This window comes from Mesorhizobium sp. B2-3-4, from assembly GCF_006442315.1.
In the GTDB taxonomy this organism is placed as follows: Bacteria; Pseudomonadota; Alphaproteobacteria; order Rhizobiales; family Rhizobiaceae; genus Mesorhizobium.
This window is the reverse complement of record NZ_VFVY01000005.1, coordinates 24,617-48,037: the sequence shown is the minus strand read 5'-3', so window position 1 is coordinate 48,037 and position 23,421 is coordinate 24,617. Positions and strand designations below refer to the sequence as shown.

Here is a 23,421-nt window from a genome sequence, read left to right as displayed (position 1 = left end):
TCACCTTGCACGGAGAAGCCCGTCAGGCATGGGCTTTGGGGCGTTCATCGTGCTGGTTTAAGCAAGGGTTCACCGCGCTTTGCTACCGGCTGCACCACAGGATAGGTGAGATGCATCTGCTGTTCGCCACATCGATCGTGCCCGACGGAGTGCTCGCCTCGGGCTACGAGATCGCCAACGGCGCGATTATCGCCGCCTTGCGGCGGGCCGGCGTGCGCGTCACGGTCATCGGCTTCACATGGCCCGGAAAAGCGGCGGCCGATCCCGGGAACACGGTGGTGCTGGGTGCGATCGACGTGCGCACGGAAAGTGCCTCGCCGCTGCAAAAGCTTGCCTGGCTCGGCAAGGCGCTCCTTTCGGGCCTGACCTTCGCGTCGGCCAAGTTGCGTGCGGTGTCCGACCGCGATGTTCGGGCCACCATCGAACGGGCTGGTCCTTTCGATGGCTATGTGCTGAATTCCGTCCAGTTCGCCGGCGCTTTCGAAAAGCTCTTCGAAGACCGGCCTTCGATCTTCATCGCCCACAATGTCGAGCATCTCTCGGCCCGTGAGAATGCCGCTGCCGCCGGCGGCATTTTCCAGCGTCTGCTGTTCCGGCGCGAGGCGAGGCTGCTCAAGCTCGTCGAAGAGCGTCTCTGCCAGCGCGCGCGCTTTGTCTTCACGCTGGCCGAGGAGGACCGCGCGGCGCTCGGTATCGCCTCGCACGACCGCTCGGCTGTGCTGCCGCTGGTAACCGGGGCCTCGGCGCCGATCCGCGGGGGCCAACGCCCAATCGACTGTGACGCCGCCCTGATCGGCACCTGGACCTGGCAGCCGAACCGCATCGGCCTGGACTGGTTCCTGGGCAAGGTGGTGCCGCATCTCAGGCCTGGTTTCCGCATCCGCATCGCGGGCCACATGCCTTCTGGCGTGACCTCGACGCATCCGGGCGTCGAGTTCGTCGGGCGCGTTCGGGACGCCCGTGATTTCGTGTGCGGCGCGGCCGTCATCCCGCTGATCAGCACCGCCGGCAGTGGCGTGCAGTTGAAGACCATCGAGACATTCGAGCTTGGCTTGCCCTCGGTCGCCACCAGCCGCTCGTTGCGCGGCATCGACCATCGCCCCGCCAATTGCGTGGTCACCGACGATCCGGCCGCCTTCGCCAGGGCGCTCGAGGCTGCCGCGGCCGATGCCCACGATGTCGATGGCGGCGCCTTCCATCGCCGGCAGGTCAAGGCGCTCGATGCGGCAGTGCGTGCCGGTCTCGAAAAGCTTGGCTCCGTCCGGCAGGAGGTGTTTGCATGAATATGCACGCCGCCCGCGCCGCCTTCGGATTTGACAGTCTGAAGGCGATCCTTGGCATCCCGGTTCTCGCCATCCGCTGGAACGATGCGATCGCGCTCCTCAATCGCCTGCTTGCCGAGAAGCGCTTCACCAAGGTCAGCTTCCTCAACGCCCACAATGCCAACATCGCCTATACCGACCCGGTCTTCGCCGAGGCGCTCGACGATTTCCTCATCCTGCCGGACGGCATCGGTGTCGATCTCGCGGCCAAGCTTCTCTACGGGGCGCCGTTCCCCGACAATCTCAACGGCACGGATTTCGTGCCGGCCTTCCTGCAGGCTTCCAGGAGGCCGCTCACCGTGGGGCTGCTGGGTGCGACGCGTGTCAACGCCGAGGCGGCCTCGGTGAAGCTCGCCGCACTTGCCGTGCAGCACGACTTCGTCGTCATTCACGATGGCTATTTCTCAGCCGCGCAGGAGCCGGAGATCATCGACCGGATCGCAAAATTGCGGCCTGACATGCTGCTTGTCGCGATGGGGGTGCCGCGCCAGGAGCTTTGGATTGAACGCCATATCGATGAACGCCACTGCACCATGCCGGTCGCGGTCGGCGCGCTGCTCGATTTCCTGAGCGGCTCGGTGCCGCGCGCCCCGCTATGGATGCGCCGCCTGCGCCTGGAGTGGCTGTTCCGGCTGGCGGTCGAGCCCGGCCGCCTCTGGCGCCGCTACGTCGTCGGCAATCCGCTGTTCCTGTGGCGCGTCTTCAAGCAGAAATGGTCGCGCGGTGGCAACGCCGTCGCAAATGCCCCTGGAGAGTTCCGGTGAACAAGCGGTTCGTCCCGGACGCGTTGGCGGGCCAGGGCCTGCTGCCGAAAACGCCGACGGCGGCGGTGGTGACGGCGAGCTATGCTCCGGATTTCGAACGCTGCCGTCTGCTGTGCGAAACGCTCGACCGCCATGTCTCGGGTGCCGCGCATCACTATATTCTGGTCGAACATCGCGATCTCGAGCTGTTCCGTCGGCTGGAAAACAACCACCGCTCGATCATCGATGAGCGCGATCTCCTGCCGCGCTGGCTGCGCGCCTTCGACGACCCGCTCAGCCTGTTTCGCCGGCGCGTCTGGCTCAGCCTGAAGACCCAGCCGCTGCGCGGCTGGCACGTGCAGCAGCTGCGCCGTATCGCCATCGCGGCGCATGCCGGGGAAGATGTCCTGATCTTCTGCGATTCCGACGTCGCTTTCCTCAAGTCTTTCGACTGTGCCGCGTTCTGGCGCGACGGCAAGGCGCGACTGTTTCGCCGCGACGGCGTGCTGGCGGATGAAGGTCATGACGAGCATCGCATCTGGTCGCGCAACGCGGGTTCGGCACTTGGCATCGACCCGTCTCGCGTATCAACCCACGATTACATCTCGACGCTGATTGCCTGGCGCCGCGACACGGTGCTTGCCATGTGCGGCCAGATCGAGAAGGTGCATGGGCGCGACTGGGTCGAAGTGATTGGCAGTGCGCGGCAGTTCTCCGAATGCATGATCTACGGCCGCTACGTCGACGATCTGCTGGACGGAGCCGGCCATTTCCACGGCTCGGAGGAATTCTGCCGCGTCCACTGGACGGGCGAGGCGCTCTCGGACGACCAGTTCCGCCGCTTCGTCGCCGGCATGGCGCCGGAGCAGGTGGCGATCGGCATGCAGTCCTTCATCGGCACCGATATCGGCCGCATCCGCCGGCTGATCGGGCTCGATCGCTGACTTGTTCTAGATCGCCTTGGCCGGCCTGCGCAGCGCCGAATAGGTCAGCAGCATCGAGGCGAGATAGAGCAGCAGGAAGACGATGTTGAGCGACAGCACCAGTTCGGACGTGTCGGAAATGGTGGTCAGCACATAGGTCAGCAGCAGCGCCTTGAGGGCGGCAAGCAGGCCGAGATTGAGCGCTCGCACCAGCGTCTGGCCGCGCGCGAACAGAAGTTCGGCCTGGTATTCGACCAGGTTGCGCAATCCAGGCACGCAGATCGCCAGCGCCACCAAAGGGGCGGCCTCGGAGACATTCCTGCCGAGCGCGTTGGGGAAGAAATGCAGCACGATGCCGAGCGTCAGCAGCGCCAGTGTTGAAACGAGGAACACTCCGCCTTCGATGCCGCTCTTGACCGCGAGGCGCGACAGCAGTTCGGGCGCGCGCATCATGCGCTGGACCAGCATCATCGAGAAGGTGCGGATCGGGATCGCGGTCAGATCGACCAGCCGCATGATGATGGCATAGATGCCGGCCAGATGCGGCCCGCCGATCGCCAGCACCAGCAGCTTGTCGAACTCCATCTGCAGGTAGAACAGCACCTCCGCGCCGGCCACATAGATGGAATCGGCGAGCCGCCGTAAATAGAGCTCGACGCGCAGCCGCAGCCGCTGGCGCGGATAGAACCAGCCGAAAGCCAGCAGCAGCGATGCGGCGTTTGCGCCGATATAGAACCACGACCACGCCCAGATGCTGTGCTGTGCCGAGAACATGAACAACACCGCGCCGACCGCCCGCAATGCGGTCGCCAGGATCGCCAGTACGGCGGCGCGGCCGAATTTGCCCAGCCCGTTGTTGACGATCAGCGCCACTTCCACCGGCCGCCACAGCAGTGCCTCGGCAAAGACGATCGCCGTGAATACCGACAGCGGCACGGTGCCGGCGAAGAAGATCAAGTAGACGCCGAACGAGGCGGCGGCCAAAAGCGGCAGCGAGGCAACGCCGAGCACCAGGAAGCCGGCGGTGAAGGTGCCGATCAGGTTGGGCCGGATGGTGGCGGTGCGGTAGAGCGCCGAAATGAAGCCGAAGGCGAGGATGCGCGACAGCATCACGCCGGCCGCCGAGGCGGTGGCGAACATGCCGAATTCGGCGATCGAGAGCGTATTGGCGAGCGCGATGAAATAGGCGAGCGAAAACACCAGCCGCCCGCCGGCGCCGCTGATTGCCGAAAAATAGTCGCGCACCAGCCCTCGCCGTTCGGCCATGAAGGTGCCGATCCGCGCGAAGGTCCGCCTTTGCGGTATGTCGCTGGCCTCAGTCATACGTCAGCAAGACGCATAGGCTGGAAAGCTTAACGTGCCGTTCGGAAGCTTTTTGGTGTATTGAAAATTCTTGCAACCATGGCGTGAATTCCTATTGTCGTCCCACGGAAATTAACCTTTTGTTTCCTATGCCTGTTTAGCGTGGCTTAACGAATGGCCGACCGCCGCTGCCAAGCGGCCCAGAGTAAAGCTCCACGACAATGGTCGACAGGGAAAACCGTGAGGACTGGAAGCGCGAGCGCTCCTTGCTGGCGCTCGGCCAGGCTGTCCGTGGTGATGATGACGCGTCGCTGGTGTCGATCGGCGACCGCGCGGATTCCGCATGGCGCGAGGATGCCGCCACGCGCCATCGCCTGGCCCGTTCCCGGCGCGAGACGAAGGCTGGCCCGCCGCGATCCGCCGCCTTTGACGCCGAACGGTTCCCCCCTGATGACGAACATCCATTTGAATCCGGCGACGCCTGGCGTCCACGGCGCGAAGCCGGCACTGCCGATTTGCCAGAAGCCGATTTGCCAGAAGACATGCCGCGCGCGAGGCTCGCACCCGAAGAACCCTCAGGCGCCGGTCGCGTAAATGATGCAGTCGCGCCCCGCGCCACGAGTGGAGCCGATACATCGGCCAATGGCGACGCGGACAGTCAGCAATGGAAGCCGCTGATCGACCCCATGCTGGTCGTTCGCGGCGTTGCCAGGTCGAAGATGCTGATCGTTGCAACCACGATACTGGGCGCCGGGCTCGGCATTGCCATCGCGCTGTCGATGCCGAAAAAATACGAGGCCACGACCGAACTGATCATCGAACCCGGCGACCTGAAGCTCTCCGACCGCGATCTTACCCAGCCGGTAGGGCAGCCCGATGCCGCTTTGGCCGTTGTCGAGACCCGGATCAAGATGCTGACGTCGGGCACCGTTCTCGATCAGGTCGTCAAGAACCTCAACCTCGTCAACGATCCGGAGTTCAACGGCCAGGGCTCTGGCGGCCTCGGCGTGATGTCGCTCGTCCGCTCGGTCCTGTCGCGCAATGATGGTCCGGGCGGTGTCGACGAGGTTCGCCGCCAGGCGCTGGCCGTCGGCAATCTGGCCAAGAGCCTGTCGGTCGAGCGCACCGGCAAGACCTTCGTCATCTCCGTCAGCGCCGTGACCCAGAATGGCGAGAAGTCGGCCCTTATCGCCAACACGACGAGGACCGTTTTCCAGCAGGAGGCCGCCAAATACCAGTCCGACATGGCCGGACGCGCCACGACCGAATTGACCTCCAAGCTAGATGATCTGCGCAAGGGTGTCGAAGCGGCCGAGCGCAAGGTCGAGGACTTCAGGGCCACTCATGGCCTCATCGACGCGCAAGGCCACCTGATCAGCGATGATCAGATGCTGAAGCTCAACGAGCAGCTCTCCGTCGCCCGCGCCCGCACGCTGGAACTCAACGCACGGGCGGCGTCGGCGCGTTCGCTGGACGTCAATTCCGTCCTGACCGGCACCCTGCCGGAAGAGATCAACTCCAACACCATGAGCGATCTGCGCTCCCAATATGCGACGCTGAAGCAGGAGGCCGATCGCGCCGCGGTTCGGCTGGGGCCGCGTCACCCCGAACTCCAGGCGCTCGACGCCCAGATCGCCGGCGCGCGCGAGCGCATCGCCGCGGAATTGCGCCGCATCGCCTCTTCGCTGCAGGTCGACCTGAAACGCGCGGTCCAGCTCGAACAGGATCTCGCTTCCCGGCTGGCCCAGGCCAAGGTCCAAAGCGGCGACGTCAACAGCGACCTGGTTGCGCTGCGCGAACTGGAGCGTGAGGCCGCCGCCAAGCGTTCCGTCTACGAGCAATATCTTCTGCGCGCCAAGGAGACCGGCGAGCAGACCGGCATCAACACGACCAACATCAATGTGATCACTCCCGCCCAGGCTCCGCTTGAGCCAAATGGACCGTCGCGGGCCCTGGTGGCGCTAGCCGGCCTGCTGCTTGGCCTTGCCGCCGGCGTCGGCCTCGGCGCCCTGCGCGGGACCTATGACAGCCTGCGCGAGACGGCAACTTCGCGGTCACGCCGCGGGCGCAAGCCAAGTGAACGCGAGGCGGATGAACACGGCGTCGACGAACGCCGGGCGTCTCTGCAGCAGGCATTCCGGGCCGACCCACCGCCCCCGCCACCGATGCTGGTGGAGCCCGTGCCGCCGCCGCCATCGCCGCCGCCGGCCACACAGGCAGAGCCAGCGCTTGCCGAAGGTCCGGGCAGGATCGGCGCACTCATGGCGAGACTGCGCAGGGCCATGTCCCGCAAGCCGTTGGACGAAGCCGACGACGAGCTTTCCGGCGCGTTCGGCTTTCCTGCCTTTGGCGACGGCGGACAGTTGGCCAACGCTCCGATATTCCCAGGTGCCGCGGAGTCCGGGTTCGGGTCTCGGCAGCCGGCCGGCCCGGATTATTCGCAGCCTTTCCAGCATGGCTCCGATGCAGGGTACGGACGGCAGACAGGCTCGCCGTCGCGCTCGCCCCTGATGCCGCAGGCACTGTATACAGCTCCACCCCAGCCGACCTCTCCCTACGCGCAGCCGGGCTATCCGCAGGCGCAATCTTGGTCGCAGGCGGGCTATCCCTACGCGCAAGCTCCGGCGGCACCCTATGCGGCGCAGATGCCGTATCCGCCGCCGCCCGCCCCGGCGCAGCCTCCAGCCACCCCGCATTCGGGGCCGATCCCGGCCGAGCAGGGGGGCGAACAATCGTCGGTCGACGAGATTCGCGCCAGCCTGCGCGAATTCCGCGAAGCGGTTCGCGAGCTCACCGAGAGCCGCACCCGTCGCCGTTACTTCTGAGCCACGAGATAGGCTGCGCAGGCCGAACAAAACCGTACCGGTTTCGCGTAAACGGCATGGGACGGCGCTTTGACGGGATTGCGGGCGTGAATTTTCGGCACAATGCCGCGCTGCAGATTGCCGGCGCCGCTCTATTGTGTTCTCGAAAGCGGCGCTGGGCAAAACGGTGTTGAGGATGGTTCATGGCCGAAGTGATTGACGGAAAGAGCGTTGCCGAAGACGTGGTGCGGACGGTCAAGGCGCTGACCGCCGAGCTGGTCGCCAAGGGCAAGGCCAAGCCGGGCTTGGCCGTGGTCATCGTCGGGGAGGATCCGGCCAGCCAGGTCTATGTCGCCTCCAAATCCCGCACCGCCAAGGAATGCGGCTTTCATTCGCTGCAGCACACGCTGCCGGCCCAAACCTCGCAGGAGGCGCTGCTCAAGATCATCGGCGATCTCAATGCCGATCCTGAAATCAACGGCATCCTGGTCCAGCTCCCTCTGCCCGCCCATATCGATGCCGGCGAGATCATCCAGGCGATCGCGCCGCAGAAGGATGTCGACGGGTTCCATTTCATCAATGTCGGCAAGCTTGGCACCGGTGAACTCGACACGGCCTTCGTTCCCTGCACGCCCGCCGGCTCCATGCTGCTGATCGAGCGCGTGCGCGGCAAGGATCTTTCCGGTCTCAACGCTGTCGTCGTCGGCCGCTCAAACATCGTCGGCAAGCCGATGGCCAATCTGTTGCTTGCCGCCAATTGCACCGTCACCATCGCCCACAGCCGCACCAAGGACCTGCCGGCGCTTGCCCGCACGGCCGACATCCTGGTCGCCGCCGTCGGCAGGCCGGAGATGATCAAGGGCGATTGGGTAAAGCCTGGCGCCACGGTCATCGATGTCGGCATCAACCGCATTCCCGCGCCCGAGAAGGGCGAGGGCAAGTCGCGTCTCGTTGGCGATGTCGCCTATGCCGAAGCGGCCAGGGCCGCGGGCGCCATCACGCCGGTGCCCGGCGGTGTCGGGCCGATGACCATTGCCATGTTGATGGCCAATACGTTAGCGTCGGCCTACCTTGCCGCCGGATTGAAGCGGCCCTCCTTCTGAGCCCGGGTTGACCCTGAAAGCCGCAGCCTTGCCGAACCCCATCATTTCCCCGGAACGGCCGGTCACGAGTGATCCCGTTCAAGGCGGCCGGCAGTTCGCCTTCCTGCTCGTCGACAAGTTCTCCATGTTCTCGCTGGCCGCCGCGATCGACACGTTCCGGTCGGCGAACCGTCTGCTTGGCCGCGATTTCTATGGCTGGACCACGGTGTCGGCCGACGGCGACCCGGTGATGGCGTCCAACGGCCTGCCGCTCAAGATCGACTATGCGGTGGCCGACTTGCCGCCGGTCGATATCCTCTTCGTTTCGGTCGGCCTGACCACGGAATTTCCCGGCAAGAGCAAGGTGCTGGCGGCCTTGCGCAGCTGGGGCCGGCGCGGCAACGCGCTCGGCGCGCTGTCGGTCGGATCCTACCTGCTGGCCGAGGCCGGCCAGCTCGACGGCTATCGCTGCACCATCCATTGGGAAAACCGTGCCGGTTTCGTCGAGCGCTTTCCCGATATCAACTGCACCGGCAACGTCTTCGAGATCGACCGCAAGCGCTACACCTGCGCTGGCGGCACGACCTCGATCGACCTGATGCTGGAGATCGTGCGCGGCGATTTCGGTTCCAACCTCGCCAACGGCGTCGCCAATCAGTTCCAGCACGAGCGCATCCGTTCGGCCGGCGACCGCCAGCGAGTCGGACCGGAACGCGACCTGACCGGCAAGTCGGAGAAGCTCAGGCGCATCGTCGAACTGATGGCCGACCATCTCGACGAGCCGCTGTCGGCGGTACAGCTTGCCAAGTCGGCGGGCCTTTCGGTGCGCCAGGTGGAGCGCCTGTTCCTGCGGCATCTCAACGTCACGCCCGGCCGCTACTATATGCGCCTGCGGCTGGAGCGGGCGCGTGAATTGCTGCGCCAGACCAATATGCCGATCCTCGACGTGGCGATCGCGACCGGCTTCACCTCGCATTCCTATTTTGCCCAGAGCTATCGGCTGCAATTTGGCCGACCGCCCTCGGAAGAGCGCCGCACCACCTACTGAGCGGGCTTGTAAGCAGCCTTGGCTACCCCACTTTTTCGCTGGGTTGAAAAACCGCGACCGGCCAAGCAATGCTGCCCGCCGGAATGGACCGTCGGTTGGTTTCGAGCATCGATGTCGATGGCGATGCTAGCCCGGCCTGATGTTGGAGGCATCAGGCGAATGCGGGCAGATACGGGCGTTAAGGGACAAGTGGGACAGGCCTTGGCAAACAAACGCGACCGTCGCCTTCGCGACTGGAAGGAAATCGCCGGGTTTTTCGGACGTGACGAGCGCACGGTGCGGCGCTGGGAGCAACAGCGCGGACTGCCCGTGCATCGCATTTCCGGCGGCGCCAGAAGCCTGGTTTTTGCCTATACGGACGAGCTCGAGGCCTGGTTGCGCGGCGATGAACCCCCGCAACAGGACGAAACGGCCGCGCTAGCGGAAGAGCCGATCGCGGCAAAGCCGGTTGTGCCCGAAGCGCCTGCCGCTGCCGTTCTGAAGGGAACGACGGGACCGCATTGGCGAACGGTATTGGGCCTCGGTGCGATCGCCATGGTGCTGGCTGCCTTTGCCGGCGCCGTCGTGGCTCGCGATGCCGCCGCGCCGCCGGCACGCATCGTTTATCATCCCCAATCCCGGGTCCAGAACCTCTATCTCGACGCCGTCTATCATCTCGGCACCCGGCAGGCCGATGGCCTCACCCACGCCATCCAGCTTTTGACCGAGGCGACGACGCTCGACCCGAATTATGCCGACGCCTATGTCAAGCTGGCCGAGGCCTACAACACGGTCAGCCAGTTCACGCTGATGCCTTCGAACGAGGCCTATCCGCGCGCGCTCGCCGCCGCCGGACGGGCGATAGCGCTCGATCCCGACAATGCCGGCGCCTATGCCGCCCTTGCCTTCACCACCTTCTACTGGACGAAGGATTTCCCGAAATCCAGGGAGCTGTTCGAACAGGCCATCCGCCTCGATCCCGATGCCGCGCAGACCCATCACTGGTATGCCTTGACCTTGCTGGTGTCGGGCGAGACGGCGACGCCGCTGAGCGAGATCACAAGGGCGCAGGAACTGAACCCGGAATCACGCGCCATCGTCGCCAACAAGGCGCTTATCCTGTTCTATGCCGGGCGCGTCGACGACGCCGTCATGATCCTCCAGCAACTGGCCAAGGCCGAGCCGAACCTGCGCTCTCCGCCGGAATATCTCGCCACCATCTATCTCGACCAGGGCCGGTTCACCGATTTCCTGCGCGAATACCGGCGCGCAGCCGAGATTGCCAGCAACGGTGCGCGCCTGGCCATTGCCGACGCGGCCGCGAAAGGTTTGCGCGAAGCGGGTGGCGCAGGCCTGCTGTCGGCCATGTACGCCGAGCAGAAACGCCAGTACGAAAACAACCTGGAGCCTGCCTACAAGGTGGCCGGCACGGCGGCGATGCTGGGACGCGACGACGAGGCGATCAGCTACCTCCAGGAGGCTCTGCGGCGCAAGGAGGACGACATGCTGGGCATCCGCATCGAGCCTCCCTTCAAGGGGCTCAGGACCGACGCCCGCTATCGCGCCATTGTCGAGCACGAGGGTTTCAGGCCGGCCCCGCTGCCCGGCGCCTGAGCGATATTGCGGCATGGCGGGCTTGTCTACCGCAGCGGCGTCAAATAGCCTCGCCACTGCGAATGCGGGGGCTAACTCAGGAGATTTCGATGGCGGTACTTGCGCGGGGCGTCGCTGCGGCGATCCTCCTGTTTTTCATGACGGCGGCCGGCTTCGCCGCGAACAAGGTCATCATCATTCTCGATGCCTCCGGCTCGATGTGGGCGCAGATCGACGGCAAGCCCAAGCTCGAAATCGCCCGTGAATCGCTGCGGACCGTGCTTCAATCGGTTCCCGCCGACGACGAGATCGGCTTCATGGCCTATGGCCATCGCGAAAAAGGCAGCTGCGACGACATCCAGCTCATCGTGCCGCCACAGGCGGGTTCGGCAAGCGCCATTACGGACGCCGCCGACAGTTTGAAATTCCTCGGCAAGACGCCGCTGACGGCAGCCGTCAAGCAGGCCGCCGAGGCGCTGAAATACACCGAGGACAAGGCGACGGTCGTCCTCATCACCGACGGGCTCGAGACCTGTGGCGGCGATCCCTGTGCGCTCGGCAAGGAGCTCAAGGCGTCCGGCGTCGACTTCACGGCCGACGTCGTCGGCTTCGGCCTGACCGCCGATGAAGGCAAGCAGATCGCGTGCCTGGCTGAAAACACCGGCGGCAAGTACATCCAGGCCTCGGACGAAAAGGCGCTTCAGGAAGCGCTGGTCGAAACCGTCGCCGCGCCGGCACCAGCCCCTGCGCCGGCCCCGGTTCCCGAACCAGCACCGGCTCCGGAACCGAAAGCAGCCGAGGTCGACTACAACCTCATCCCGCAGGCGTTCCTGAAAGAGGGCGGCGAGGTGCCGAAGATCGATGTCTACTACGAAGTCTTCAAGGATGATGCCAAGGGGGCCAGCGGCGACCACGTCGATTCCGGCTATAACGTGGTCAAGTTCCATCTTGCTGCCGGCAACTACATCGTCGTCGCCTCGAGCGGCGCCGCCAAGGCCGAGCAGAAGGTCTCGCTGACAGCCGACAAGGCAACTGAGCTGGCGCTCAACCTGAACGCCGCGCAGATCTCCATCCATGCGCGGCCGGCGCCTGGGGCCGATGTCGACCGCAATGCACAGATCAGCATCGCCTATCCCGGCGGCACATCGGATTCAAACTATGGCGAGGTCAAATACGTCGTCCCGGCGGGTGAGACCAAGATCACCGTGAAGCTGGGCGCCGGCGAGGCGAGCGAGACGCTGCAGCTTGTCGCCGGTCAGGTCGTCGACAAGGACATCGTCGTCGGCGTCGGCAAGGCCAAGGCCAACGCGTTTTATACCCAGGGCGGCGAGAAAGCCGAAACGGACGTGTCCTGGAAGGTCTACAAGGCGGCCAAGAAGCTCGACGGCACCCGCGATCAGGTGACCTACGCCTATGGCGCCGACAGCCAGTTCGACCTGCCGCCCGGCGACTATGTGATGGGCGTCGACGTGCAGGCCGTGTCCACCGAACAGCCCTTCAGCGTGACGGTCGGCCAGATGACCGACGTCAACGTGACCCTGAACGCGGGCGTCCTGGCCGTCGACGCGCCAGGCGCGGATGGCTTCAAGATCTATGAGGCCAAGAAGAACATCCAGGGCGAGCGCAAGCAGGTGACCTACGCCTATGGGGAGAAGATGCAGACCACGCTGGCGGCGGGCGACTACGTGCTCGTTACCAACTTCACCACCGACAAGGCCGACAAGGAAACGCCCTTCACGATGAAAGCCGGCGAGCGAACCGAGCTCAAGGTCGAGTAACGTCGGGTTGAGAAAGAAGCCAAAAAGGGCGGTTCTTCACCGCCCTTTTCCATGTGGGAGTCGGCAAGCTCACGCGGTCCCGAAGGCGCTGGCACCGTGATCGGCGCGGCCCACCAGCTGCCGCAATCCCGCGAACAGCTCGCGGCCGAAGCCGAACTCGTTGCCGATGAGATCGGCCTCGGCGGTGCGGCGCAGGGCGAATTCGGTTCCCGGTACCAGCACCTCCAGCGTGCCGGCATCGGCATCGAGGCGGATGATGTCGCCGTCATGGATGCGCGCGATCGGGCCTTCTTCGACCGCTTCCGGCGTCACATGGATTGCCGCCGGCACCTTGCCGGAAGCACCCGACATGCGCCCATCCGTGACCAGGGCCACGCGCTGGCCGCGATCCTGCAGGATGCCGAGCACGGTGGTCAGCTTGTGCAGTTCCGGCATGCCGTTGGCCTTCGGTCCCTGGAAGCGGATGACGGCGATGAAGTCGCCGGTCAGCGTGCCCGCCTTGAACGCGTCGTTCAACCCCTGCTGGCTGTCGAACACCTTGGCCGGCGCCTCGATGACGCGCCGCTCCGGCTTGACGGCGGAGGTCTTGATAACGGCGTGACCGAGATTGCCCGCCAGCACCTTGAGGCCGCCGGTCGGCTGGAACGCCTTGTCGAACGGCGCCAGCACCTTTTCATCGCCGCTGGCGCGCGGCGAGGCCTCGCGCACCACGCTGCCATCGGCGCCGAGCTTTGCTTCGACGGCGTAAGGCCGCAGGCCTTCGCCCCAGATCGTCTGCACGTCCTCATGCAGGACGCCTTCGTCGAGCAGTTCGCGGATCAGGAAGCCGAGGCCGCCGGCGGCATGGAAATGGTTCACATCGGCAAGCCCGTTCGGATAGACGCGCGCCAGCAGCGGCACCGCTTCCGAGAGATCGGAAATATCCTGCCAGGTCAGCGCGATGCCGGCGGCGGCGGCCATGGCGATCAGATGGATGGTGTGGTTGGTGGACCCGCCGGTGGCGTGCAGGCCGACGACGCCGTTGACGATCGAACGCTCGTCGATCATGCGACCGACCGGCGTATAGGCATTGGCGAGCGCGGTGATCGCCAGCGCCCGCTTCGTCGCCTCGCGGGTCAAGGCATCGCGCAGCGGCGTGCCGGGGTTGACGAAGGAGGCGCCCGGCATGTGCAGGCCCATGATCTCCATCAGCATCTGGTTGGAATTGGCCGTGCCGTAGAAGGTGCAGGTGCCCGGCCCATGGTAGGATTTGGACTCGGCCTCCAACAGTTCGGCGCGTCCCGCCTTGCCCTCGGCATAGAGCTGGCGGACCTTGGCCTTCTCGTCGTTGGGCAGGCCGGTCGTCATCGGGCCGGCCGGAATGAACACCGCCGGCAGATGGCCGAAGGTCAGGGCCGCGATCACCAGTCCCGGCACGATCTTGTCGCAGACGCCGAGATAGACGGCGGCGTCGAACATGTTATGCGACAGGCCGATTGCCGCCGCCATGGCGATCACGTCGCGCGAAAACAGCGACAGCTCCATGCCGGGCTGGCCTTGCGTCACGCCATCGCACATTGCCGGTACGCCTCCGGCAACCTGGGCGATGCCGCCCGCCTCGCGCGCGGCCTCCTTGATCAGGGATGGGTAGGTTTCAAAGGGCTGATGCGCCGACAGCATGTCGTTGTAGGAAGTGATGATGCCGAGATTGGGCACCTTGTCGGCGCCGAGCGCCAGCTTTTCCGACGGGCTGCACACCGCAAATCCATGGGCGAGATTGCCGCAGGACAGCACCGCCCGGTTGGCGGTCTGGTTCGACGCGCCGGCGATGCGGCCGAGATAGGCCTCCCGGCCTGCCTTCGAGCGTTGGCGGATGCGCTCCGTGATGGCTTCGATGTCGCGTCTTGCGGTCATGGTCCGTCCTTTCAAACCCGGCAGGCGTCCTCCCAGCGCCATCGGGGCGGTCACGTTGAAATCAGGGTGCCCAGAACACCTCTACCGGTATCGGCGCCGCATCGAGCACCTTGCGGATGGGCTTCGCCGCGCCGGGACCCATCGCGCCGTCGAACGCGGTGCGCTTGTCCTCGCCTTCGATCTGAAGCGCGATGAACCCGGCGGAGATGATCCGCGCCATGGAAAGCGTCAGCCGCGGCTCTCCGCCGCTTGCCGCGTGCACGGGCAGAACGATCCTCGACGAGGAAGGATCGAGCAATTCCGCAAGATTGCCGGCGTCGGGGAAGAAGGAGGCGGTATGTCCGTCGCCGCCCATCCCCAGGAGAACCACGTCAAGCGGCCAGGGCAGCGCCCGCAGCGCGCCGCTGTCGGCCTCTGCCGCGTCCTCGATGCTCTCCGCCTCGTGATAGAGCGGCACGAAGCGCGCCGCCTTGGCCGCATTCTGCAACAGGTTTGCGGCAACCAGCCCTGCGTTGGAACGCGGCGAGGACGCCGGCACGAAACGTTCGTCGACCAGCGTCACGATCACCTTGTCCCAGGCGATCGGCACCGCCGATAGCGCGGCGAAGAACTTTGCCGGTGTCGTGCCGCCGGAGACAGCCAGCAACGCCGTGCCGCGCTCCGCGATCGCCTTGGACAGCCGGTCGGCAACGCGGCCGGCCAGTGCGGCGGCCAGTTGCGGACGGTCGGGAAACGCGTTCCAGCCGTAGCTGGCGCCGTTCAATTGCTCTCGTGCCATGTCCGCCCGTCACGTTCGATCAGCGCTATCGAGGCCGATGGCCCCCATGTGCCTGCCGTATAGCCCTGTGCTTCCTGCTTGGCGCCTTCCCAGGCATTCTGGATCGGGTCGATCCATTTCCAGGCGGCCTCGACCTCGTCGCGGCGCATAAACAGGGTCTGGTTGCCGCGGATCACATCCATGATCAGCCGTTCATAGGCATCGGGAGCACGGCCGTCGAAAGACTGCGCGAAACTCATGTCGAGCGAAATCTGGCGCAGCCGCATGCCGCCCGGACCCGGATCCTTGATCATGATGAACTGCTTGACGCCTTCGTCCGGCTGCAGCCGGATGACGAGCTGGTTGGCGAAGATCGGTCCGGCGCCGCTGTCGCCGAAGATCGAATGCGGGATCGGCTTGAATTCGATGACGATTTCCGAAACCCGGGTCGCCAGCCGCTTGCCGGTCCTGAGATAGAAAGGGACGCCCGCCCAACGCCAGGTGCCGATCTCGGCCTTGATGGCGACGAAGGTCTCGGTGTTGCTGTCCTTGCCGAGCTCCTCGACATAGCCCTTCACCGGCCCGCCGGCGGAGGCGCCGGCGCGGTACTGGCCGCGCACCGTGTGCTTGGGCGCCTCATTGCCGTTGATGCGCTTCAGCGCCCGCAGCACTTTCAGCTTCTCGTCACGCACGGCATCGGCGTCCATCGACGACGGCGCTTCCATGGCAACCAGGCAAAGCAGCTGCAGCATGTGGTTCTGCACCATGTCACGCAGCGCGCCGGCCTTGTCGTAGTAGGTGACGCGGTCCTCGAGCCCCACGGTCTCGGCGACGGTGATCTGCACGTGGTCGATATGGGCAGAGTTCCACAGCGGTTCGTAAAGCGCGTTGGCAAAACGCAGCGCCATCAGGTTCTGCACCGTCTCCTTGCCGAGATAGTGGTCGATGCGGAAAATCTGGCTTTCGTGGAAATCGTCGCCGACGAGATCGTTGAGCGCCTGCGCCGAGGCCAGGTCGCGGCCGATCGGCTTCTCAAGCACGATGCGCGAATTCGGCGTGATCAGATTGTGCTCCTTGAGCTTATGCGAGATGTCGCCGAACAGCGCCGGCGCCACGGCCAGATAGAAGGCGCGGATGCTGTCGCTCTCGCCGATCGCCTTCTTGAGCTTGTCGAAACCCGCGCCGCTCGTCGCATCGGCCGAGACGTAGGAAAGCCGCGCGAGAAAGGTCTTCAGCTCCTTGGCATCGATGTCGGCCGGTTTGACATGGTCCGAAATCGCCTGCTTGGCGAAGGCCTGGAATTCCTCATCGCTCATTTTCGAGCGCGACGTGCCGATGATGCGCGTCGGCTCGGAGAATTGGTGGTCGCGCTGGCGGTAGTAGAGCGACGGCAGAAGCTTGCGTTCCGACAGGTCGCCGGTGCCGCCGAAAATGATGAAGTCGAAAGGGTCGACGGGGATGATCTGGCTGGTCATGGTCTGTCCGCTCTGACGCCGGTCGCGAGTACGCGGCTGATATATTCTAATCGATTTAAATTTTCCAGTGCCATGGTGTCACATCGAGGACCAATCGCTGGAAATTGCTTCGGTCCACATGTGCGCTTGACACTGAGGCCACCTGGAGGCTTGTCGATGAACGAAGACTCCGGAAGCTTTCGCACCTGCAGCATAGAACGTGAATGTGACGAAAGCTAAGGGAGAAATCAGCGCTGCATCCGTCGCGGGGTCGACCTGCGCCGCCAGCTCTTTCGTATAAGCGCGTGATCAAGCCAAGGAGCGGTAAGCATATGCGTCTGGAGAACAAGGTGGCCGTTATCACCGGCGCGGCGTCGGGTTTTGGCGAAGGCATGGCCAAGCGCTTCGCGCAAGAGGGTGCCAGGGTGGTCGTGGCCGATCTCAACGCCAAGGGCGCGCAACGCGTCGCCGGCGAGATCGGCGACGCGGCGATCTGGACGCAGACCGATGTTTCGTTGCGCTCCGAATTCGACGAGATGGTCTATGCCGCGAAAAGCGCCTTCGGCCGCATCGACATCATGGTCAACAATGCCGGATTCACCCATCGCAATGGCGACATGCTCAAGGTCGACGAGGAAACCTTCGACTTGATCACTGCCGTCAATATGAAGGCGATCTATCACGCCGCCCTTGCCGTCGTGCCGATCATGGAGCGGCAGGGCGGCGGCGTCATCCTCACCACGGCATCCACTGCTGGCCTGCGGCCCCGGCCTGGCCTCACCTGGTACAATGCCTCGAAGGGCTGGGCGATCACCGCCACCAAATCGATGGCAGTGGAACTCGCGCCGAAGAACATCCGCGTCAACTGCCTTTGCCCGGTGGCCGGCGAGACCGGCATGCTGGAGAAATTCATGGGCGTCGACACGCCCGAGATGCGCGATCAGTTTCGTGCCTCGATCCCGCTCGGGCGGCTGTCGACGCCACTCGACATCGCCAATGCCGCACTCTGGTTAGCCTCCGACGAAGCCGCCTTCATCACCGGTGTGGCGCTGGAAGTAGACGGCGGACGCTGTATCTGACCTGCCCCGCGCTACGGATGGCCGCGGTTTGACTTGGCCATTCGCGAGAAGGCATAAGCTGCGAAGGCTCGAGACATCCGGCGGCGCGATGAGTGGGAAACTGCGGAAAGTTCGCCAAACCCTTAGGCAACGCCTGAGGGCTTACCAGGCAAGGCGCGCGCGCTCGAAAAGCAGGGCGACCTTCATAGGCGTCACCGGCAGCTCGGGCAAATCGACCGTCACGGCGCTGCTTGGCCACATATTGGCCGGCCATGGTTCGGTCCACGTGCAGCTTCTTTTCCATTCGCTGGAGATGCTGTCGAGAATGCTGTCGCGGCGGCCCGCGGATGTGAATTATGTGGTCGTCGAGGTATCGGCGTCGGGAATCAATTCCATCAGGCCCAAGGCAGAAATGTTGCGGCCGCATGTGGCTGTCGTGACAATGGTCCGGCTTGAGCATGTCTCCAGTTTCAGAACCCTAGAGACCGTCGCTCGCGAAAAAGGCGCACTCGTCGAGGCACTGGAGCCGGGCGGCTTCGCCGTGCTCAACGCCGATGATCCCCACGTGCTGGCCATGGCATCCGGAACAGCGCAACGCTTCGTCACATTCGGCGAGTCGGAAGCGGCTGACTACCGCGTCACCGGGGTCAGTGCCAGCTATCCCCGCATGCTCGGTTTCAAGTTACACTGGCGTGGCGGTACGCTCGATCTCAAAACCCCATTCCCGGGCGAGCATTTCTGGCTGCCGACTGCGGCAGCTGCGGCCACCGCCCTCGAGCTTGGAGTGCCTTCGCAGACAGTCGAGCGCAGGATCGAAACGTTTGATCCCGTGGCAAACCGGTGCCAGCTTGTCATCGTCGAAGGCGGGCCGCACTTCATCGTGGATTCCGTCAAGGCGCCCTGGCATTCGCTGCCTCTTGCCTTGGATATGCTGGCAAAATCAACCCTTGGTGAAAAGCGGATCGTGCTTGGCCAGCTGTCGGACTTTACCGACTCGGACGCAAAATACGCTCGCGCCTATAAAAGCGCGCGTGAGATCTCGAACCAGGTGATCTATGTCGGCGAGCATGCCCATCGCTCGAAGGCCAGCCAGAGCGATCGCGACAGTGGCCGCTTCGTCGAATTGCGCACGCCGAAAGAGGTCTCCGATCATATCAGGCGGACAGCGGTGCCCGGCGAATTGATCCTCTTGAAGAGTTCTTCCAATCTTCATTTGGAGCGTATCCCGCTCGCCTGGACTCACGACGTCCAGTGCTGGGTTCCGGTATGCGGCAAAACCGAGGGATGCCAGCAGTGCGGCCTCTATGAAGTGCCCTTCGACCAACATCGAGAGTTTGTAAGGCAAAGCAAGTCGAAGCGCCGCCTGCAACGGTTCCGGCGCTTCTTCGGCCGGTGAACTCAGTATCGATCGGCTGGAAAAATTCGCGATGATTGAGGCGTCGCGCGACGCCATCGAAACCTTTGGGCTCTCGAAGAGCAAGGCAAATCGCGGGCTTTTGCTGCTATGCTCTCACGCGCCGGGCTTGATGTAGCTCTTGTAGACCCAGCCGCGCTTGCCATTGTAGACGATCTCGCACCACTGCTTGCAGCCCATCAACTGAACGGAAGTCCGGGCGGGCACCGTACCGATGGGGGCGGCTCCCTTCTTGGGAGCGCTGCGCATGGTCACGGCCCGAAGAATGCGGCCGCTGCCTGCCGCCGCCACCTTTCGCGGCTTCGCTTTGACGGTGCCATCGTCGCCTTGTGCGTTTGCCGGTTTTTGCTGCGGCGCTTGCGGCTGTACAGCCGGGATCGCAGCGGTCTGAGCGCCATCGGGTTTGCTGCCACCCGGCGCTGCCTGGGGGGCGGCAACTTTTGCAAGTTCGGAGGCGGCATCGCTGTTTGCCGAGGGTTGTGCGAATGCGGCCGCGGTCGCCGGCTGGTCCGGAGCCTGCTTCGGCTGGCTGGTTTCCTGGCCGGGCGACGCCGGGACGGCTTTCGCCTGCGAGCCGCTCCAGCGAGGATCATTGGCGGCGAGTGCCGGGATGGCGGCTGGGGCAACGGTTGGTGTCGGTGAGACCTGGCTGGATTTGCGCTCCGCCAACGGTGTCACGGCAGCCGCCGTCACCGTGGTCCCCGCGGGGGAAATTTTCGTCGTCTTCACCGGAATCGTCGGAATGCTCTGCTCGGAGCTGGCGGACGCCTGCTTGTCGCTCGCCGGCAAAGCCAGCCAGAGCGCCATCGCGGCAACGCCAAGCAGGGCGGCGGTGCCGATCGCGGCGATGACCAGGTGCGAATTCGAGCGGACGCCCTGCCAGAATGACGGACGCATGTCATAGCCGAACTGCATGGCAAAGCGCCGACGTTCCGGAGCACCGAAACTGAAGGGCTCTCTCACTCTTGCCACCTCCATAAGCGGGCCGGTGTTCTTTCGATCAAATTTCGCAAGTCATGCGTTCGATCAGCATCGGTCCCAAAAACGCGGGTCGACCCGCAACAATCCCCGAACAATCGCCCAGATGCGGACCTTTCGCCCGCGATTGTGGCATCAGTACGCCAGTACCAAGGATTCTGCGCCTTTGCCGGCAATTGCGCAATGCGTCGCCCGGGCAATAAATATTACATGGATATTACAATATTACATTAGATCGTGATCGCCCGGGGGAACAGCTATCCGATCCGATCTAAGCCAGTTTTGCATCGAAACGGATTTATGCGAGCGGCCCTGGCTCTTTGTCTTGAGGCCATGTCGTTCCCTGGCCGAGCCCAGTTCGGGCGAGATGCATCAGATCCTGTCCCGCAGCGCGAACCAGTTGAGTGCAAGGAAAAGCAACGGCGCACGGAACCGGCGGCCGCCCGGAAATGGCGGGATTTTCAAGTCCTCGATCAGCTTCAGCCGATCGCGGTTGCCGGTGACGGTTTCAGCATAGAGTTTGCCGAAGAAGTTGGACAGCATGACGCCATGGCCGGAATAGCCGCCGGCCGAGATCACGTTCGGCATCACCTCGCGCACGAACGGCTTTCTCGGCACCGTGATGCCGACATAGCCGCCCCAGCCATGGGTTATCTCGACATCCCTGAGGTCAGGATAGAGTTCCGCGATCTGCCGGCGAATGTGGATATGAATATCCTTCGGATCGTTGACGCCATAGACCTCGCGCCCGCCGAACAGCAAGCGGCCATCCCTGGATTTGCGAAAATAGCGCACCACGAAACGGGAATCGTCGACCGATTCTCCGCCCGGCAGCACGTTCGAATCCAGCCCCAAGGGCACGGTCGCGCCGATGAAGGAACCGATCGGCATGATGTGCGCGGCACTTATGGGTTCGAGCGTACCGCCATAGGCATTGACCGCAATCAGGCACTTTTGCGCCGTGACGGTACCTCGTGGCGTGGACACCGTGACCTTGCCGCCGGCGGAAACGACGCCGGTCGATGGCGTCTTTTCGAACAGATGCGCGCCGGCCTGCGCCGCCACCCGCGCGGTGCCGATCACCAGCTTCATCGGATGGATGTGGCCGGTGCCGATGTCGCGCGTGCCGCCGAAATAGGCGGTCGAGCCCAGCCGTTGCGCGGTCTCCACCTTGTCCATGAATGAAATGTGCGGGTAGGCGAAGCGACCGGCCATGATCTCGGCATGCGCCTTGTAGTCGTCGACATAGCGCGGCTTGTGCGCAACCGAGAGCTGACCTGGCACATAGTCTATATCGATCTGATTGACGGCGGCGAAGTCAAGCAGATGTGCCTTCGCCTCCTCGGCAAGATCGAACAGCGCCTTGGCGCGTGACAGACCGTACTCGGCCTCCATATCCTCGGCCCAGGCACGCTGTCCCGTGCCAAGTTGTCCCCCGTTGCGACCCGAGGCGCCATCGCCGAAGCGATAGGATTCGAGCAGCACGACATTCGTGCCCGCCTTTGCGAGATGCGTTGCCGCCGACAAGCCAGTGAAGCCGCCGCCTATGATGACGACATCGCACGTCCGGTCGCCGTCCAGCGCCGGATATTCAGGCCGGGAGCCGGCGCTGTCCTCGTACCACGAGCGGCCAGGAGAGATGGGGGATTGATAGGGCATACTCGGTGAGGACTCAGAAATTTTCTTGGGGGGTAAAGAGCGAATAGCGAATAGCGAATAGCGAATAGTGAGTAGTGAGTAGTGAGTAGGGAGGCGGCCGATATTACCTATATTCGCTATTCGCTATTCGCTATTCGCTACGACCTTCAGACGTTGAGAAGCAGGTATTCCCGCTCCCACGGACTGATCACTTCCATGAACGTCTCGAATTCCGCCCGCTTGATCGCGGCGTAGGTGGCGGCGAAGGATTTGCCCAGGATCGCGCCGAGTTCCTCGTCGGCTTCGAACAGGTCGACGGCTTCGAGCAGGCTGCGCGGCAGGTCGATCTCGTCGGCATTGGCGGTCGTCAGCACGGGCGGCTCGGCCTTGACCTTCCTGGTCATGCCGATCAGCCCGCAGGCGAGCGACGCCGCCAGCGCCAGATAGGGGTTGGCGTCGGAGGACGGGATGCGGTTCTCGACGCGCCGCGCCGCGGGGTCGGAACGCGGCACGCGGAATGCCGTGGTGCGATTGTCGTAGCCCCATTTGTTGTTGACGGGGGCCGATGCCGCCTGCGTCAGCCGCCGGTAGGAATTGACGTAAGGCGCGAACATCACCAGCGCATTCGGCACGTGCTTCTGCATGCCGCCGATGAAATGGAAAAAGTCCTCGGTCTCCGAGCCATCCTCGGCCGAAAAGATATTCCTGCCCGTCTTCTTGTCGACGATCGACTGATGGATGTGCATGGCCGAGCCGGGCTGGCCCTGGATCGGCTTGGCCATGAAGGTCGCGTAGATTTCATGCTTGAGCGCGGCTTCACGAATGGTGCGCTTGAACATGAACACCTGGTCGGCAAGCTCGATCGGGTCGCCATGGCGCAGATTGATCTCGAGCTGGCCGGCGCCCTCTTCGTGGATGAGCGTGTCGATCTCCAGCCCCTGGCTTTCGGAGAAATGGTAGATGTCGTCGATCAGTTCGTCGAACTCGTTGACGCCGGCGATCGAATAGCCGGCGCCGCCGCCGATGGCGCGCCCCGAGCGGCCGACCGGCGGGGTCAACGGATAGTCCGGGTCCGGATTCTTGCGCACCAGGTAGAATTCGATCTCGGGCGCCACGACCGGCTTCAGCCCGAGCTTGTCGTAGGCGGCGATGACGCGCTTGAGCACATTGCGCGGCGTGAACTCGACCGAGCGGCCGTCCTGATGAACCAGGTCGCAGATGACGGCGGCCGTCGGGTCTTCCTCCCATGGCACCACGGTCAGCGTCGAAAGGTCAGGCATCAGCTTGAGATCGCCATCGTCTTCCGGATAGTGGAAGCCGTTGCCGTCCTCCGGATAACCGCCCGAAATCGTCGTCATGAAGACGGCCGAAGGCAGCGCCAGCGAGGTGTTGGAGGTGAATTTCTTCGACGGCATCATCTTGCCGCGCGCCACGCCGGCCTGATCGGGCGTGATGCATTCGATATCCTCGATGCCGCGCCATTCCAGCCAGTCGCTGACTTCCTTCCAGTTCTTCACACCACGCAGGTTTTTTACGAAGGCAGGCGTGCGGGCGCGCCCTCCGCGGCTCGACGGACGGACTTCCTTTTTAGCAGGCGGCATCATTCACCAGATTGGGTTGCGGATTTCGGAGTATAGCCGTGCGGCGCGACGGAA

General features: G+C 64.1%; 17 protein-coding genes. 10 read left to right on the top strand and 7 right to left on the bottom strand.

Features of this window, described 5'->3' with window-relative positions; genetic code table 11:
* The first annotated feature begins 110 nt into the window (after positions 1–110).
* The 3 genes from FJ967_RS09830 to FJ967_RS09820 are packed head-to-tail and all read left to right on the top strand — an operon-like array spanning position 111 to position 3,009.
* Positions 111–1,283 (top strand): glycosyltransferase family 4 protein, encoded by a 1,173-nt coding sequence (locus FJ967_RS09830; RefSeq protein ID WP_140731520.1) that lies wholly within the window; start codon positions 111–113, stop codon positions 1,281–1,283.
* Positions 1,280–2,086: a WecB/TagA/CpsF family glycosyltransferase gene (locus tag FJ967_RS09825; protein WP_140731519.1), complete on the top strand. Its 807-nt coding sequence runs from the start codon at positions 1,280–1,282 to the stop codon at positions 2,084–2,086. The genes FJ967_RS09830 and FJ967_RS09825 overlap by 4 nt, the downstream gene beginning before the upstream one ends.
* Positions 2,083–3,009, top strand: a complete 927-nt coding sequence (locus tag FJ967_RS09820; protein ID WP_140731518.1) for a DUF6492 family protein — start codon at positions 2,083–2,085, stop codon at positions 3,007–3,009. The genes FJ967_RS09825 and FJ967_RS09820 overlap by 4 nt, the downstream gene beginning before the upstream one ends.
* Positions 3,010–3,015: 6 nt before the next feature.
* On the opposite strand, the gene FJ967_RS09815 is transcribed toward FJ967_RS09820, so the two are convergent.
* The gene (locus FJ967_RS09815) at positions 3,016–4,311 is read right to left on the bottom strand and encodes a lipopolysaccharide biosynthesis protein (protein ID WP_140731517.1); all 1,296 of its coding nucleotides are present in this window, start codon (positions 4,309–4,311) and stop codon (positions 3,016–3,018) included.
* A gap of 200 nt (positions 4,312–4,511) precedes the next feature.
* Here FJ967_RS09815 and FJ967_RS09810 point away from each other — a divergent pair, with 200 nt between their 5' ends.
* The 5 genes from FJ967_RS09810 to FJ967_RS09790 all read left to right on the top strand — a co-directional run bounded on the left by FJ967_RS09810 (position 4,512) and on the right by FJ967_RS09790 (position 12,574).
* On the top strand, positions 4,512–7,115 hold the full coding sequence (locus FJ967_RS09810; RefSeq protein WP_140731516.1) for a GumC family protein: 2,604 nt from the start codon (positions 4,512–4,514) through the stop codon (positions 7,113–7,115).
* Between the two features lie 182 nt (positions 7,116–7,297).
* Positions 7,298–8,197, top strand: a complete 900-nt coding sequence (gene folD / locus FJ967_RS09805) for a bifunctional methylenetetrahydrofolate dehydrogenase/methenyltetrahydrofolate cyclohydrolase FolD (RefSeq protein ID WP_140731515.1) — start codon at positions 7,298–7,300, stop codon at positions 8,195–8,197.
* 28 nt (positions 8,198–8,225) lie between these two features.
* Positions 8,226–9,224 carry a GlxA family transcriptional regulator gene (locus FJ967_RS09800; protein WP_140731735.1) on the top strand — a complete coding sequence of 333 codons (999 nt, stop codon included), beginning with the start codon at positions 8,226–8,228 and terminating at the stop codon, positions 9,222–9,224.
* A gap of 201 nt (positions 9,225–9,425) precedes the next feature.
* Complete coding sequence (locus tag FJ967_RS09795; RefSeq protein ID WP_140731514.1) at positions 9,426–10,817, top strand: hypothetical protein; 1,392 nt, start codon at positions 9,426–9,428, stop codon at positions 10,815–10,817.
* Between the two features lie 89 nt (positions 10,818–10,906).
* Entirely contained in the window at positions 10,907–12,574 is a 1,668-nt protein-coding gene (locus tag FJ967_RS09790; RefSeq protein WP_140731513.1) for a VWA domain-containing protein, read from the top strand.
* A 69-nt stretch (positions 12,575–12,643) separates the two neighbouring features.
* Here the strand turns inward: FJ967_RS09790 and edd are convergent, their stop codons facing one another.
* From edd to zwf, 3 genes are all read right to left on the bottom strand, one after another.
* Positions 12,644–14,467 carry a phosphogluconate dehydratase gene (gene edd / locus FJ967_RS09785; RefSeq protein ID WP_140731512.1) on the bottom strand — a complete coding sequence of 608 codons (1,824 nt, stop codon included), beginning with the start codon at positions 14,465–14,467 and terminating at the stop codon, positions 12,644–12,646.
* Positions 14,468–14,528: 61 nt separating this feature from the next.
* Positions 14,529–15,245, bottom strand: a complete 717-nt coding sequence (pgl, locus tag FJ967_RS09780) for a 6-phosphogluconolactonase (RefSeq protein ID WP_140731511.1) — start codon at positions 15,243–15,245, stop codon at positions 14,529–14,531.
* Positions 15,227–16,699 (bottom strand): glucose-6-phosphate dehydrogenase, encoded by a 1,473-nt coding sequence (gene zwf / locus FJ967_RS09775; RefSeq protein WP_140731510.1) that lies wholly within the window; start codon positions 16,697–16,699, stop codon positions 15,227–15,229. Before zwf ends, pgl begins: the two co-directional genes overlap by 19 nt.
* A 311-nt stretch (positions 16,700–17,010) precedes the next feature.
* Here zwf and FJ967_RS09770 point away from each other — a divergent pair, with 311 nt between their 5' ends.
* Positions 17,011–17,757 carry an SDR family oxidoreductase gene (locus FJ967_RS09770; protein ID WP_140731509.1) on the top strand — a complete coding sequence of 249 codons (747 nt, stop codon included), beginning with the start codon at positions 17,011–17,013 and terminating at the stop codon, positions 17,755–17,757.
* 88 nt (positions 17,758–17,845) lie between these two features.
* Positions 17,846–19,132, top strand: a complete 1,287-nt coding sequence (locus FJ967_RS09765; protein WP_140731508.1) for a Mur ligase family protein — start codon at positions 17,846–17,848, stop codon at positions 19,130–19,132.
* Between the two features lie 114 nt (positions 19,133–19,246).
* On the opposite strand, the gene FJ967_RS09760 is transcribed toward FJ967_RS09765, so the two are convergent.
* The 3 genes from FJ967_RS09760 to FJ967_RS09750 all read right to left on the bottom strand — a co-directional run bounded on the left by FJ967_RS09760 (position 19,247) and on the right by FJ967_RS09750 (position 23,370).
* Positions 19,247–20,113: an SH3 domain-containing protein gene (locus tag FJ967_RS09760; RefSeq protein ID WP_246675239.1), complete on the bottom strand. Its 867-nt coding sequence runs from the start codon at positions 20,111–20,113 to the stop codon at positions 19,247–19,249.
* A gap of 387 nt (positions 20,114–20,500) precedes the next feature.
* Positions 20,501–21,787 carry an FAD-binding oxidoreductase gene (locus tag FJ967_RS09755; RefSeq protein ID WP_140731507.1) on the bottom strand — a complete coding sequence of 429 codons (1,287 nt, stop codon included), beginning with the start codon at positions 21,785–21,787 and terminating at the stop codon, positions 20,501–20,503.
* A 146-nt stretch (positions 21,788–21,933) separates the two neighbouring features.
* Positions 21,934–23,370: a glutamine synthetase family protein gene (locus FJ967_RS09750; protein WP_181175751.1), complete on the bottom strand. Its 1,437-nt coding sequence runs from the start codon at positions 23,368–23,370 to the stop codon at positions 21,934–21,936.
* Positions 23,371–23,421: the final 51 nt, after the last annotated feature.